Source organism: Caulobacter sp. D5, assembly GCF_003185805.1.
GTDB lineage: Bacteria > Pseudomonadota > Alphaproteobacteria > Caulobacterales > Caulobacteraceae > Caulobacter.
Map to the genome: position 1 here is coordinate 1 of NZ_QHJY01000076.1, position 14,115 is coordinate 14,115.

A 14,115-nucleotide genomic window follows, 5' to 3' on the forward strand; every position below is an offset into this window, starting at 1 on the left:
CGCCGCGCTGCCGGGCGAGGCCTTCGCCGCCGATCTCAGCCGCCGGCGGCTGCAACTGCTGCTCGATCAGGCCCCCTCGCCGATCCTGCTGCGCGGCCAGGACGACCAGGTCATCGCCGTCAACCGCGCCGCCCGCCAGCTGTTCGACACCCCTTACGCCCTGCCCGCCGCCGCCCGCCGCGCCCTGACCGACGGCCAGCCGCTGGCCGACCTCGTCACCCCCGTCCGCTGGCGCGACGCCGCCTACGCCGTCAGCCGCGCCGAGCTGATCGAGAACGGCCAGGCCGCCGACCTCGTCGTGCTGACCGACATCTCGGCCGACGTCCGCGCCGCCGAGGCCGCCGCCCTGCGCGACCTGCTGCGCGTGCTGAACCACGAGCTGATGAACGCCTTGACCCCCGTCGCCTCGATGAGCCGCAGCGCTCTGGATTTGCTGCGCGACGGCGGCGACGACGCGACCGCCACGGCGATCAAGGCCCTGGAGCGGGTAGTGGCGCGCACCGCCGGCCTTCAGGATTTCATCAACGCCTACCGCACCATGACCCGCCTGCCGCCGCCGGTGCGCGCCCTCGCCGACCTGCCCGCCTGGTTCGACGTCGCCTGCGAGAGCTTCGAGGCCCAGTGGCGCGACAAGGGCGTCGTTCTGGAGCGCGCGGCCCCGCCGGAGCTGGAGGTCCGCCTGGACGAGGACCAGATGTGGCTGGCGGTCGGCAACCTGCTCAACAACGCCGCCCAGGCCGCGCTGGAGCGCCCCAGCCCGCGCGTGCGCCTCTCGGCCGAACGGGTCGGCGAAGCTTTGCACATCACCGTCGAGGATTCCGGGCCCGGCGTCGCTCCCGACCAGGCCGACCAGGTGTTCCTGCCGTTCTACACCACCAAGGCCACGGGCTCGGGCGTCGGCCTCAGCCTGGCCCGCCAGATCGTCCAGGCCCATGGCGGAAGCCTGGCGCTGCTGCCGCCCGAGCCCGGCGATCCGGACGCCCTGGGCGGCGCGCGGCTGCGCCTGACTCTGGCTTTCTGAACCTCGAAAGAGGTTCCGCCCGGGAAGCTGACATCATCGTGTCTTGGTCGAGAGCCCGCTCGCCTGCAATCTCAGGATAAGGAACGGGAGGACTTTGCCATGACCGAACGCGTCTTTCGACAGGGCGACATGATCCTGCGCACCGGCGCCGGCCTGCCTCACCTGGGCGTCTTCACCGGCCAGGTCTACGAGGTCGAGGATTTCGAGCGCCATCATTCCGAGGGCCTGACCGTGCGGGGCGTGCTCGAGTCCCTCGATCCGGCCGGCTTCGTTCACTACGAACCCGAGGCCTGAGGGCGCTTTTCGGAAGCTGGTGCCGGCTGAGGGGATTGAACCCCCGACCTTCGGTTTACAAAACCGCTGCTCTACCGCTGAGCTAAGCCGGCGCCCCGACGTCGGCGAACGGCGCGCGTTCGCGAACGGGCGTTCTCCTTAGCCGCAGTCGATGACGCGAGGCAATGGCCGCCGTGGACTGGAATTCACGGCTGAAACCCTCGAAGGACGCTCCAACACCGTCCTTCCCCGCGAAGGCGGGGACCCAAGCCGACCTTCAGAGCCACGGAACGGTCGCGGATCGTCCGCCAACTCAGCTTGGATCCCCGCCTTCGCGGGGAAGCTCGGGGCAGATGGAAGCGCGAGCGTCCAGATGGGCCCTAGAGGAACACCGCCACCGTCTGGCGCGCCGCGATCAGCGGCTGGCCGCCCCGGCTCCACAGGGTCATGGCCTGGGCCGAATAGCCCTGCGCGATGGTCTCGGCGCGGCTGGACATCAGCCGCCAGCCGTCGTCGTCCGGAACCTCGCCCAGCACATCCATCGACCAGGTCATGGTCGAGATCGGCGCGAACTGGTCGAACACCGACAGGGCCGGCGGCGGCAGGGCGTCGGCCAGGGCGACCATCGCCGCCAGCGACCGGGCGGCCGGATCACGATGACGGATCCAGACCAGGAAATCGGGCGGGCCGCCGCTCAGGGGCCGGCCGCCGGCCACATAGCGGAACTCGAACTGCCTCGCGAAGGCCGGGCCGGCGCCCTCTGGAATGAAGATCTCGCAGGTCTCCGGCGCGGGCGCGTCGGGCGCGGGCAGGTCCAGGTGATCGAGCTTGGACGCCCGCTCGGCGCCGAAGGTCAGCAGGCCGCGCGTGGCGAGGTCGCCTTCCCCGCTGAGGTCGACGCTGGCGAACAGCGCCGACTTGCCCTGGCGCAGCACCTCGACCCTGGCCGACAGCTCGCCGGCCGCCGGCCCCACGAACGCGAACTGGGCCGAGCGCAGCGGCGGCGCATCCAGCAGGCGGCGCGCGGCCGCCTCCAGGCACAGGGCCGCCGACAGCCCGCCATAGGTGGTGCGCCCCTGCTTCCAGTCGTCGCCGACGCTGGCGACCACCGCCTCGCCCTCGGTCCGCAGGCCGTCGATCAGTTCGCTGTAGCTGGGCACGGACAAGGCTCTCCCCACGCCAGGATGCGGCGCGCGATCGACATAGTCCTAATTCGAAACTGACGTCAACCGAACGAGCCGTTAGACCGCCTCGGCCCGCGCGCCCTCGCGAAACGCCCGGGGCGAGGCCCCCACCGCCTTGGCGAAGAAGCGTGAGAAATAGGCCGGATCGTCGAAGCCCAGGTGATAGGCCGCCTCGGCTACCGTCATGTTGGAATAGAGCAGCGCCCGCTTGGCCTCCAGCAGGATGCGATCCTGCACCAGCTTCAGCGGCGCCGCGCCGGCGGCCTTGGCGCAGGCCGTCCGCAGGCGGCTGGCGGTGACGCCCAGGAGATCCGCGTAGGCTTCCAAGGACAAATGCTCGCGATAACGAGCCTCGACCAGTTCGCGGAACCTGGCCACCAGGGCGGCGTGGCCGCCGATCGCCGCCGGCCCCTCCCCGGCCCGCGCCGAGACGCTCAGGCGAAGGGCCTCGACCAGCACCGTCAGCAGGTGCGCCTCCACCGCCGCCGCATGGCCGGGCGCGGCCCAGACCAGTTCGCGGGCCAGACCCTCCAACGCCGCCTCGACCCGGGAGTCCTTGGCCAGGGCCAGCGCCGCCGGCGCCCGGAACAGCCCCGCGAAAGCCGGCTCGCGCATGGAAAGGTCGCGCAGATAGCTGTCGGCGATGGTCAGCACCGAGCCGGCCGTCCCCACGTCGTAGGCGAAGCCGTGAACCACGCCCGACGGCACCACCAGCAGGCATGGCGCGGTAAAGGCGATCCGTCGGTCCTCGGCCATCATCGTCCCGCCGCCGGTGGTCAGCTGGAAGACGTGGTTCAGGTCGCCATGGGCGTGGGCGCGGATGTTCCAGTCGTTGGGCCGCGTGCGATCGTCCAAGGCCTCCAGATGGATGAACTTGCCCTCGGCGGCCTGGGGCGGCTCGCCGAACAGGAAAAAGCTAGGAACGACAGTCTTTTCCATCGTCAGGCTCGGGGGATCCAGAATTTGTGCGCGATGCGAACACCTGTGCGAAATGTCCAAGTTTTGGCGCGCTCTGTCCATCCCAATCCTAGACCGGAGAGCTAGGCTCCTCCCACACAAGACGCCGTGAGGCGCCCCCAGGGAGTGAGACGTAAGGACCCCATGCGCACTCAGGTCGCCATCATCGGCGCGGGCCCCGCGGGCCTCTTCCTCGGCCACCTGCTGAAGCAGGCCGGCGTCGACGCTGTCATCGTCGAGCGCAAGGATCGCCATTACGTCGAAGGCCGCGTGCGCGCCGGCGTTCTCGAACAGATCACCGTCGACCTGATGGAGCGCCTGGGCCTTTCCGCCCGCATGCGCCGCGAAGGCCTGGTCCACGGCGGCACCAACCTGGCCAGCGACGGCGAGGTCTTCCGCATCGACATGGCCGAACTGACCGGCGGCTCGACCGTCATGGTCTACGGCCAGCAGGAGGTGATGAAGGACCTCTTCGACGCCGCCGAGGCGCGCGGCGTCCAGATCGTCTTCGACGCCGACCAGGTCCAGCCGCACGACATCGAGGGCGGCAAGCCCTACGTCACCTGGCGCAAGGACGGCGTCGAGCACCGCCTGGACTGCGACTTCATCGCCGGCTGCGACGGCTATCACGGGGTCAGCCGTGCGGCGATCCCGGAGGGCGTGCTGAAGACCTTCGAGCGGGTCTATCCGTTCGGCTGGCTGGGCATCCTGACCGAGGCCCCGCCCTGCGACCACGAGCTGATCTATTCCAACCACGAACGCGGCTTCGCCCTGGCCTCGATGCGCTCGCCCACCCGCAGCCGCTACTACGTGCAGTGCTCGCTGGACGACCGGATCGAGGACTGGTCGGACGAGCGGTTCTGGGACGAGGTCTCGATCCGCCTGGGTCCGGACGCGGCCTCGCGCATCGTCCGCGCCCCCTCGTTCGAAAAATCGATCGCCCCCCTGCGCAGCTTCGTCGCCGAGCCGATGCGTCACGGCCGCCTGTTCCTGGCCGGCGACGCCGCCCACATCGTGCCGCCCACCGGCGCCAAGGGCATGAACCTGGCCGTCTCCGACGTGGTCATGCTGGCCGAAGCCCTGACCGAATACTTCAACGAGGGCTCCAAGGCCGGGATCGACGGCTATTCGGCCCGCGCTCTCGCCCGCGTCTGGAAGGCCGAGCGGTTCTCCTGGTGGTTCACCAGCCTGACCCACCGCTTCCCCGACCGCGACGGTTTCGACCGCAAGATGCAGGTCGCCGAACTCGCCTACATCAAGGGCTCGCGCGCCGCCCAGGTGACGCTGGCCGAAAACTATGTCGGCCTTCCGTTGGTTTAGCGGGAGCCCAGGAGTCAGCATGAAGAGCAAGATCTACGACAGCGCCGCGGCCGCCCTTGAGGGCGTGACCTTCGACGGCATGACGCTGATGTCCGGGGGCTTTGGCCTGTCGGGCAATCCCGAGACCCTGATCCCGGCCCTGAAGGACACCGGCGTGAAGGGCCTGACCGTGATCAGCAACAACTGCGGCGCCGACGGTTTCGGCCTGTGGATGCTGCTCAACAACGGCCAGATCAAGAAGATGATCTCGTCCTACGTCGGCGAGAACAAGCTGTTCGAGCAGCTCTACCTTTCGGGCGAGCTCGAACTGGAGCTGAACCCGCAAGGCACCCTGGCCGAGCGCATCCGCGCCGGCGGCGCCGGCATCCCGGCCTTCTACACCAAGACCGGCGTCGGCACCGTCGTGGCCGAGGGCAAGCCGGTCGAGGAGTTCGAGGGCGAGCTTTACGTCCGCGAGCGCTGGCTGCGCGCCGACCTGTCGATCGTCAAGGCCTGGAAGGCCGACCCGGAAGGCAACCTCGTCTTCCGCAAGACCGCCCGCAACTTCAACCCGGTGATGGCCACGGCCGGCAAGGTCACCGTCGTCGAGGTCGAGGAGATCGTCGAGGCCGGCGCCCTGGAGGCCGACGGCATCCACACCCCCGGTATCTATGTCGACCGCATCGTGCTCTCGACCATCAACGAGAAGCGCATCGAGAAGCTGACTACGCGTCCGCGCGAGGAGAACGTCTGATGGCCTGGACCCGCGATGAGATGGCCGCCCGCGCGGCTGCGGAGCTGCAGGACGGCTTCTACGTGAACCTCGGCATCGGCATCCCGACCCTGGTCGCCAACCACATCCCCGAGGGCGTGCACGTCACCCTGCAGAGTGAGAACGGCATGCTCGGCATGGGGCCCTTCCCCTATCCCGACGAGGTGGATCCCGACCTGATCAACGCCGGCAAGCAGACCATCACCCAGCTGCCGACTTCCAGCTTCTTCGACAGCGCCCAGAGCTTCGCCATGATCCGCGGCGGCCACGTGGACCTCACCGTCCTGGGCGCCATGGAAGTGGCCCAGAACGGCGACATCGCCAACTGGACGATCCCGGGCAAGATGGTGAAGGGCATGGGCGGGGCCATGGACCTGGTCGCCGGCGTCAAGCGCGTCATCGTCGTCATGGACCACGCCAACAAGGCCGGCGAGAGCAAGGTGCTGGAGCGCTGCGCCCTGCCCCTGACCGGCGCGGGCTGCGTCGACATGGTCATCACCGACCTCTGCGTCTTCACCCTGGAGCGCGGCGCCGACGGCCAGAAGAGCCTGAAGCTGGTTGAACTGGCTCCAAACGTTCGTTTGGATGAGGTCAAGGCCAAGACCAAGGCCGCCTTCGACCCCGGAGCCTTCCAATGACCGCCGCCCCAAAAGTCGCTTATGTCTGCGACGCCATCCGCACCCCGTTCGGCCGCTACGGCGGCTCGCTGTCGAAGGTGCGGGCCGACGATCTGGCGGCCATCCCGCTGAAGGCCCTGATCGCCCGTAATCCCGGCCTCGACTGGGCCGCGGTGGACGAGGTGATCTACGGCTGCGCCAACCAGGCCGGCGAGGACAACCGCAACGTCGCCCGCATGGCCCTGCTGCTGGCGGGCCTGCCGGAAACCGTGCCGGGCGTCACCGTCAACCGCCTGTGCGCCTCGGGTCTGGAGGCGGTCGGCACGGCCGCCCGCGCCATCCTTTCGGGCCAGGCCGACCTCGTGGTCGCCGGCGGCGTCGAGAGCATGAGCCGTGCGCCCTTCGTCATGGGCAAGGCCGACAGCGCCTTCTCGCGCGCCGCCAAGATCGAGGACACCACGATCGGCTGGCGCTTCGTCAATCCGGCCATGCAGAAGGCCTACGGCGTCGATTCCATGCCCGAGACGGCCGAGAACGTCGCCGCCGACTACGGCGTGACCCGCGCCGACCAGGACGCCTTCGCCCTGCGCAGCCAGCAGCGCGCCGCCGCCGCCATCAAGGCCGGCTTCTTCGACGGCGAGATCACGGCCGTCGAGATCCCCGGCAAGGCCGGCCCGACCATCGTCGACCGCGACGAGCACCCGCGCGAAACCACGCTGGAGACCCTGGCCAAGCTGAAGCCCGTCGTCCGTCCGGACGGCACGGTGACCGCCGGCAACGCCTCGGGCGTCAACGACGGCTCGGCCGCCATCATCCTGGCCTCGGAAGCGGCGGTGAAGCGCCACGGCCTGACCCCGCGCGCCCGCGTGCTGGGCTACGCCACCGCCGGCGTCGCCCCGCGTGTCATGGGCATCGGTCCCGTCCCGGCCACCCAGCGCCTGCTGGCCCGCACGGGTCTGGCGATCGGCGACTTCGACGTCGTCGAGCTGAACGAGGCCTTCGCCGCCCAGGGCCTGGCGGTCCTGCGGGAGCTTGGCCTGCCCGACGACGGCGCCCACGTGAACCCCAACGGCGGCGCCATCGCCCTGGGCCACCCGCTCGGCGCCTCCGGCACGCGCCTGGCCCTGACGGCCCTGCGCCAGCTGGAAGCGACCGGCGGCAAACGCGCCCTGGCCACCCTCTGCATCGGCGTGGGCCAAGGCGCGGCCCTCGCCATCGAACGTGTCTAAGAAAGACTAGGAGGTCCTCGTGACCCTGATCCTGCCCTATGCGCGGGAAGACGCCGGCCAGCCGCCGTCGTTGTTCCCCGGCTACGCCTCGACCGTGGCGCGCTCGCCGCGCCAACCGCTGGTCAAGATTCCCCACACCCTGACCGAGACCACGGGTCCGGCCGGCCAGTGGGAGAACCTGATGGGCTCGTCCCTGGCCGACCTGACGGCCCAGCACAAGGGCACGCCGCAGGGCCAGCGCATCGTCGTCTCCGGCCGCGTGCTCGACGAGAACGGCCGCCCCGTGCCCAACACGGTGATGGAGATCTGGCAGGCCAACGCCGCCGGCCGCTACATCCACAAGAAGGACCAGTGGGACGCCCCGCTGGATCCCAACTTCACCGGCGCTGGCCGCGTCGTCACCGACAGCGAAGGCCGCTACCAGTACGTGACCATCCGCCCGGGCGCCTATCCGTGGGGCAACCACCACAACGCCTGGCGGCCCTCGCACATCCACCTGTCGCTGCTGGGTCCGGCCTTCGCCAGCCGGATCGTCACCCAGATGTACTTCCCCGACGATCCGCTGATCGAGATCGACCCGATCGCCAACGCCGTGCCCATGCCCTACCGCGACCGCATGGTCTCGCGCTTCGACATCGAGACCACCAAGCCCAACTGGGCCCTGGGCTATCTGTTCGACGTGGTTCTGCGCGGCCGCGACGCCACGCCTACCGAGGACGACCACCATGACGACTGAGCAGGTCAACCCGGCGCCCCGCCACGACAACCAGGACCCGGCCCTGTTCGGCCAGACCCCGTCGCAGACCGTCGGCCCGTTCTTCCACTACGGCCTGCCCTGGAAGGGCGGCGCCGACCTGGTCGGCCAGTCGGAGATGGGCGCGCGCCCCGAGCTGTTCCCCGAGGAGCACTATGTGCTGAACCTGTCGCCGCCGCGCGGCGCGGTCAGCGGCGAGGTCATCACCCTCGAAGGCGTCGTCTATGACGCCGACGGCAAGCCGATCCCGGACGCCATGATCGAGATCTGGCAGGCCAACGCCGCCGGCCGCTACGCCAGCCCGGACGACAACCGCGCCGAGATCCCGCTCGACGAGGGCTTCGTCGGCTTCGGCCGCGCCTCGACCGACGAGACCGGCCTCTATCGCTTCAAGACCGTGCGCCCCGGCGCCGTTCCCGGTCCCGGCAATAGCCTGCAGGCCCCGCACATCGCCGTCGGCGTGTTCGGCCGTGGCCTGATCAAGCGCCTGGTCACCCGCGTCTATTTCGAGGACGCGTCCCAGAACGCCGAAGACCCGATCCTGGCCTTGGTGCCCGCCGAGCGTCGCGACACCTTGATCGCGCGCAAGGTCGGCGGCGTCTGGCGCTTCGACATCGTCTTGCAAGGCGAGCGCGAAACCGTCTTCTTCGACGTCTAGCTAGAGCGCGTCAGGCGAAAGTGTGAGCGGTTTCGCCGCCCGACGCGCTCCCAACAAAGACTACCCAGGAGACGCCATTGCCTTCCCTGATCCGCGATCGCGCGGCCTCGACGCCCGCCATGCTGGCGATCTTCGGCGACGAGGCCTTGCTGCGCGCGGCCCTGCGCTTCGAGGCGGGCCTGGCCCGGGCGCAGGCGGACGTCGGGTTGATCGATGCGAACGCGGCGGACTGCATCGCCGCCGCCTGCGCCGATCTTCCCGACGTCGAGCTTCTGGCCGAAGCGGCCGCCCACGCCGGCACCCTGGCCATCCCCCTGGTCAAGGACCTGCGCGGCCGCATCGCCGACCCGGCTGTCGCCGCCCTCGTGCACAAGGGCGCCACCAGCCAGGATCTGGCCGACACCGCCCTGGTCCTCCAGGCCAAGGCCGGCGCGGCCCTGATCGTGGACGAGGCCCGCCGCCTCGCCGCCGCCCTAGCCGTCCTGACCAGGGCGCACGCGAGCACGCCGATGATCGGCCGCACCCTGTTGCAGGCGGCCCTGCCGATCACCTTCGGCCTGAAGACCTCGCAATGGCTGCTGGGCGTCGATACGGCTCTGGCCCGCTTCGAGACCGAGGCCGCCAGCGCCCTGCAAGTCCAGCTCGGCGGCGCCACCGGCTCGCTGGCCGGCATGGACGGCAAGGCCCTGGCCGTCTCCGACCGCCTGGCCGAGATCCTCGACCTTTCCCCCGCCGTCGCCCCCTGGCATGCCCGCCGCGAAGCGATTGCGGCCCTGGCCTCGGCCCTGGCCATACTGGTCGGCGCCGTCGGCAAGATCGCCCGCGATCTGTCGCTGATGGCCCAGGGCGAGGTGGCCGAGGCCTTCGAGCCGCGCGTCGAAGGGCGCGGCGGCTCCTCGGCCATGGCCCACAAGCGCAACCCCACCGCCTGCCAGACCGCCCTGACCGCCGCCATCCGCGCCCCGCACCTAGCCGCCACCCTCGTCTGCGCCCTGCCCCAGCCGCACGAGCGCGACCTGGGCGGCTGGCAGGCCGAGGGGCCGGTGATCGCCGAGCTGTTCCAGCTGGCCCATGGGGCGCTCTCCGTCATGGCCCCGGTGATCGAAGGCCTGGAAGTCCACACCGATCGCATGGCCGCCAACCTCGCCGCCGCCGGCGTCGGGACCGACACCGGCGAGAGCCAGAACATCGCCCTGCGCGCCCTCGCCCACTACGAAAAGGACCGCTGATGGCCTTCGCCCAAGCCGCCGACGGCGCCCGCCTCTATTTCCGCCTCGACGGCGCCGCCGACAAACCCGTGCTGGTGCTGCTGAACTCGATCGGCTGCGACATCGGCCTCTATGACGCCGCCGCCCCCCTGCTGCTGGCCGACTTCCGCCTGCTGCGGCTCGACACACGCGGCCACGGCGCCTCTGACGCCCCGGCTGGCGACTACAGCCTGGACCTGCTGGCGGGCGACGTGCTGGCGGCCATGGACGTGGCCGGCATCGAGAAAACCGCCGTCGTCGGCACCTCGCTGGGCGGCATGATCGCCATGGAACTGGCCCTGAAGGCGCCGCAGCGCCTGACCGGCCTCGTCCTGGCCTGCACCTCGGCCGCCATGGACTCCGCCGCCTGGCAGGCGCGGATCGACACCGTGCGCGGCCAAGGCCTCGCCGCCATCGCCGACATGGCCCTGGGCCGGTTCTTCTCGGAAGACTTCCGCAGCCTGCATCCCGAACAGGTCGAGACCGTCCGCGCGGGCCTGCTGGCCACCAGCGCCGAGGGCTACGCCGCCTGCGGCGCGGCCATCCGCGACATGGACCTGTTGGAGCGCCTGCCGGCCGTCACCGTCCCCACCCTGGTGATCGGCGGGACCAAGGACGTCTCCACGCCCTTCGAAGGCCACGGCGACCGCATCGCCGCCGCCATCCCCGGCGCGGCCACCGCCCTGATCGACGCCGCCCACCTGCCCTCGATCGAGGCCCCGGCCGCCTTCGCCGGCGCCGTGCGCGCCTTCCTCGGCGCCGATCCGGCCGAGCGCGCCGCCAAGGACACGCTGTTCGAAGCGGGCCTCAAGAACCGTCGCAAGGTGCTGGGCGACGCCTGGGTCGACAAGTCCCTGGCCAAGCGCACGGCCTTCACCGCCGACTACCAGGCGATGATCACCCGCTACGCCTGGAACGAGATCTGGGGCCGCCCGGGCCTCGACCACAAGACCCGCCGCCTGCTGGTGCTGGCCATCTGCGCCGCCCTCGCCCGCTGGGAAGAATTCCGCCTCCACGTCCGCGCCGGCCTGGAGCAAGGCGGCTTCACCCAGGACGAGCTGAAGGAGGTTCTGATGCAGACGGCGATCTATGCCGGGGTGCCGGCGGCGAACACGGCCTTCACCGAAGCGGCCAGCGTGATCGCTGAACTGGGGCTGTAGAAGACCCCCTCAGTCGGCTTCGCCGACAGCTCCCCCAGAGGGGGAGCATCTTCGCGGACTAGATCCTCCCCCTCTGGGGGAGGTGGCCCGGAGGGCCGGAGGGGGCCTTCCCCGGCGCTAGCTCTTCGGCGTCGCCGCCGCGCGGAAGCGGTCCTTCATCTTCGCGACCCAGCCGTTGAACACCTCGTTCTCGGCCGTCACCCGGCCGAAGTCGGCGCTGGAACCCACGCTGTCCACGCCGGCCAACGCCACGCGCAGGCCCTCGGGGTTGCGAGCCGTGCCGATCAGGTTGGTGTAGCGCGTGCGCAGGCGACCGAGCGACGCATCGTCGTCCGACAGGCTGAAGGCGACGGCGGCGCGCATCAGCTTGGCCTCGTCCGAGGGCGACAGGCCCGCCGGGTTCTTGAAGCGGTCACCCAGGGCCGCTTCGTACAGCTTGCCGGCCAGCGGCCAGTTGCGCTGTTTCCAGGCGATGTCGCCGCGGATGTCCTGGGCGTCCTTGCCCTTGTCGCCCTCGATCACCTCCAGGGCGTCGTCGTAGCGGCCCAGGGTCATCAGGGCGCGGGCGGTGGCGAGGCGCCGCTCGCTGTTGAGGGCCGGCGGCAGGATGGTGGTGCGGGTGTTGTTGATCGCCGCCAGCGCGTCCTCGGGCTTGCGATCCATCAGATAGATCCAGGCCAGGTCCGTGGCCACCTGGGCCTTGGGCACGCCGTTCAGGCGGTTGTCGACCTGGTACTTGAGCAGCTTGGCGGCCTCGTCCAGCAGGTCGACGTCGACCAGCCGGCGCACGAGGTTGCGGACCATCTGGTCGCCGTCGTTCCCGATCGGCGTCAGGTCCTGGTAGTCGTAGAACAGGCCCACCGCCTGGATCGGCTGCATGCCGTCGGCCAGGCCGTCGAGGAACAGGGTGCGGAAGGCGCCGTAGAGGTCGTTCTGCAACGCCACCGCCTGCGGCAGGTCGGGCAGCACCTTGTTGGCCGAGCGCAGCACTTCCAGCGCCTCGCGATAGCGGCCCTGGTCGATATAGAGCTTGCCCAGCGCCCGCACGACGTCCAGCTCGACGCCGTCGCCGCGCCAGCGGAAGCGCAGCTGGTCCAGGGTCTTGGCGGCCTCGGCCGGCGAGATCTGGTTCTTTTCCAGCTTGATGCGGGTGGCGTGCAGGATCGCCGGCGTGGCGATGCGGTCGATCGGCGCCTTGCCGATCGCCTGGAACATCTTCAGCGCCTTGTCCTTGCGGCCTTGCAGCTCGAAGGCCTTGGCCAGCGTCAGCCGCAGGATCAGCTGGTCGACGATCGGCACCTTGGGCAGCTTCAGGGCCTGGTTGACCAGACGCTCGGCGCCGATCCCGTCGCCGGTGGCCACCGCCGACTCCGCCTGGGCGCCCAGGAAGCGGGCCTGCCAGACGTTCGGGAACAGGTTCATCGCCTGGGCGCCGGCCGCGAACTTGTTGCGGGCGTCCACCCACTGGCCCTGCTTGTAGGCGACATAGCCGCGCCACAGGGCGCTGGACGGATCGTCCGACAGCACCGGCGAGGAGAAGTCGGCCTCGGCCTCGGCCCAGCGTCCGGACATGGCCTTGGCCGCTCCGCGCAGGCCGCGGAACTCGGCGTCGCCCAGCAGGGTCTGCTGCTTGCGGGCGGCGGCGTTGAGCACGCCGATAGCCTCGAACGACAGCTTGGAGCCGACCAGGAAGCGGGCCAGGGCCATGCGGGCGGCGATGTCGCCCTGGCGGTCGGCCGGATCGACGGCGGCGATGGCGGCCTGCAAGGCGTCGTAGCGGGCCATGAAGCCGCCCGAGCCGGTCTTGGGCCAGTTCTCCAGGTCGATGACGGCCGGCATGGCGGCCGGCTGCGGCGCGCCGGTGATCACTTCCTCGCCCGCGCTCGACGCCGAGGCCGGCGACAGCACCAGGCCCTTGGGCCGGCCGATGCGGACGATGTCGCCCTCGGTCAGCACCTGCAGGTCGCTGGCGAAGGCCTCGACCGCCAGGCCCTGCGCCGACGGCAGGAGAGCCATCTCGACATACTCGCGGCGCGACGGCAGGCCCTTGGACGGGGCCAGGGCCGGCACGACGGCCAGGCGATCGCCGACGGCCGGGTCATTGACCCACACCGGACGCCCCGCCCCGGCCAAGTTGGCCGACAGGCTGGCGGGCGAAGCGGTTTCGTCGCGGGCGACCTTGATCGGATCGGGTTCGGGCTGCAGGCCCGCGCCCAGCGCCACGGTCCAGACGTTCCCCTGCCCTTCGGCATAGACCGGCACGCCGGGCTTGGCGACGATGCGCAGGGCCGAATAGTCGGGGCCGCGGAAGACCTGGATCTTGGTGTGGCTGGGGCCGGTCTGCGGCGTGCGGCCCAGTTCCAGGCGCACCGAGGCGTCGAACACCACCCACACGGCCTCGCCGCGCTTGAAGACGGCGGCGGCGGCGGGCGCGGCCCAGGTGGTGACGAACTGGGTCTGGCCGTCGGTCTTGGTGTAGTTCACCGCCACCACGCCGCTGGCGGGAGCGGGATTGGGCCGGCGCGGATCGCGCGGCGCCGGCGTCGGGGCCGTCGGCGGCGCGCCCGCTTGGGGCGGCTTGGCGAAGACGTTGACGAAATCCACGCCGTCGGCGCGGCCGACCCGCAGGTCGGCGTCGTCGGTCAGGGTCAGGACCAGTTCGAGAGCCCCGCCGGCGTGGCGGACCTCGACCGTGCGGATCCAGCGCGGCGGCGCGATGCGCAGCGCGGCGATGTTGGGATTGGCGTCGCGGCCGAAGCGCAGGATCGCCTGCTGGCCCTCGCGGCGCATCTTCATCGCCGGAGCGCGGCCGCTCCAGCGGAACTCCAGGCGCGAGAAGTCGGGAGCCTGGGCCGCGCGGACCACAAGGTCTCCCTGCGCGGCCTGAGCGGCGGCGGGACCGGCGGCCTGGACGGCGGGCGCGACGACGCCGGCGATGCAGATC

At 70.7% G+C, this 14,115-nt stretch carries 13 protein-coding genes and 1 tRNA gene; 10 read left to right on the top strand and 4 right to left on the bottom strand.

Annotated elements, in window-relative coordinates:
• On the top strand, window positions 1–1,021 hold a 1,021-nt coding region (locus tag DMC18_RS05870; RefSeq protein WP_110132763.1), incomplete at its 5' end, for a PAS domain-containing sensor histidine kinase.
• Between the two features lie 99 nt (window positions 1,022–1,120).
• Window positions 1,121–1,315 carry a hypothetical protein gene (locus DMC18_RS05875; RefSeq protein ID WP_110120652.1) on the top strand — a complete coding sequence of 65 codons (195 nt, stop codon included), beginning with the start codon at window positions 1,121–1,123 and terminating at the stop codon, window positions 1,313–1,315.
• A 17-nt stretch (window positions 1,316–1,332) separates the two neighbouring features.
• On the opposite strand, the gene DMC18_RS05880 is transcribed toward DMC18_RS05875, so the two are convergent.
• From DMC18_RS05880 to DMC18_RS05890, 3 genes are all read right to left on the bottom strand, one after another.
• Window positions 1,333–1,407, bottom strand: a tRNA-Thr gene (locus tag DMC18_RS05880).
• Between the two features lie 267 nt (window positions 1,408–1,674).
• Window positions 1,675–2,454: an acyl-CoA thioesterase II gene (locus DMC18_RS05885; RefSeq protein ID WP_110132764.1), complete on the bottom strand. Its 780-nt coding sequence runs from the start codon at window positions 2,452–2,454 to the stop codon at window positions 1,675–1,677.
• A gap of 81 nt (window positions 2,455–2,535) precedes the next feature.
• Window positions 2,536–3,417 (bottom strand): helix-turn-helix domain-containing protein, encoded by an 882-nt coding sequence (locus tag DMC18_RS05890; RefSeq protein ID WP_110120649.1) that lies wholly within the window; start codon window positions 3,415–3,417, stop codon window positions 2,536–2,538.
• 162 nt (window positions 3,418–3,579) lie between these two features.
• Between DMC18_RS05890 and pobA the strand changes: the two genes are divergently transcribed.
• The 8 genes from pobA to pcaD all read left to right on the top strand — a co-directional run bounded on the left by pobA (window position 3,580) and on the right by pcaD (window position 11,171).
• Window positions 3,580–4,755, top strand: a complete 1,176-nt coding sequence (pobA, locus tag DMC18_RS05895; protein ID WP_110120648.1) for a 4-hydroxybenzoate 3-monooxygenase — start codon at window positions 3,580–3,582, stop codon at window positions 4,753–4,755.
• Between the two features lie 19 nt (window positions 4,756–4,774).
• A complete protein-coding gene (locus DMC18_RS05900; RefSeq protein ID WP_110120647.1) occupies window positions 4,775–5,488 on the top strand; it encodes a CoA transferase subunit A in 714 nt (237 codons plus the stop codon).
• Complete coding sequence (locus DMC18_RS05905) at window positions 5,488–6,144, top strand: CoA transferase subunit B (RefSeq protein ID WP_110120646.1); 657 nt, start codon at window positions 5,488–5,490, stop codon at window positions 6,142–6,144. Before DMC18_RS05900 ends, DMC18_RS05905 begins: the two co-directional genes overlap by 1 nt.
• Window positions 6,141–7,352, top strand: a complete 1,212-nt coding sequence (gene pcaF / locus DMC18_RS05910; protein WP_110120645.1) for a 3-oxoadipyl-CoA thiolase — start codon at window positions 6,141–6,143, stop codon at window positions 7,350–7,352. Before DMC18_RS05905 ends, pcaF begins: the two co-directional genes overlap by 4 nt.
• Before the next feature lie 25 nt (window positions 7,353–7,377).
• The gene (gene pcaH / locus DMC18_RS05915; protein WP_110120650.1) at window positions 7,378–8,088 is read left to right on the top strand and encodes a protocatechuate 3,4-dioxygenase subunit beta; all 711 of its coding nucleotides are present in this window, start codon (window positions 7,378–7,380) and stop codon (window positions 8,086–8,088) included.
• The gene (pcaG, locus tag DMC18_RS05920; RefSeq protein ID WP_110120644.1) at window positions 8,078–8,764 is read left to right on the top strand and encodes a protocatechuate 3,4-dioxygenase subunit alpha; all 687 of its coding nucleotides are present in this window, start codon (window positions 8,078–8,080) and stop codon (window positions 8,762–8,764) included. Before pcaH ends, pcaG begins: the two co-directional genes overlap by 11 nt.
• A 77-nt stretch (window positions 8,765–8,841) precedes the next feature.
• Window positions 8,842–9,993 (top strand): 3-carboxy-cis,cis-muconate cycloisomerase, encoded by a 1,152-nt coding sequence (pcaB, locus tag DMC18_RS05925; protein WP_110120643.1) that lies wholly within the window; start codon window positions 8,842–8,844, stop codon window positions 9,991–9,993.
• A complete protein-coding gene (gene pcaD, locus DMC18_RS05930) occupies window positions 9,993–11,171 on the top strand; it encodes a 3-oxoadipate enol-lactonase (RefSeq protein ID WP_110120642.1) in 1,179 nt (392 codons plus the stop codon). Before pcaB ends, pcaD begins: the two co-directional genes overlap by 1 nt.
• A 117-nt stretch (window positions 11,172–11,288) precedes the next feature.
• On the opposite strand, the gene DMC18_RS05935 is transcribed toward pcaD, so the two are convergent.
• The gene (locus DMC18_RS05935; protein WP_110132765.1) at window positions 11,289–14,114 is read right to left on the bottom strand and encodes an endoglucanase; all 2,826 of its coding nucleotides are present in this window, start codon (window positions 14,112–14,114) and stop codon (window positions 11,289–11,291) included.
• Window position 14,115 lies beyond the last annotated feature (1 nt).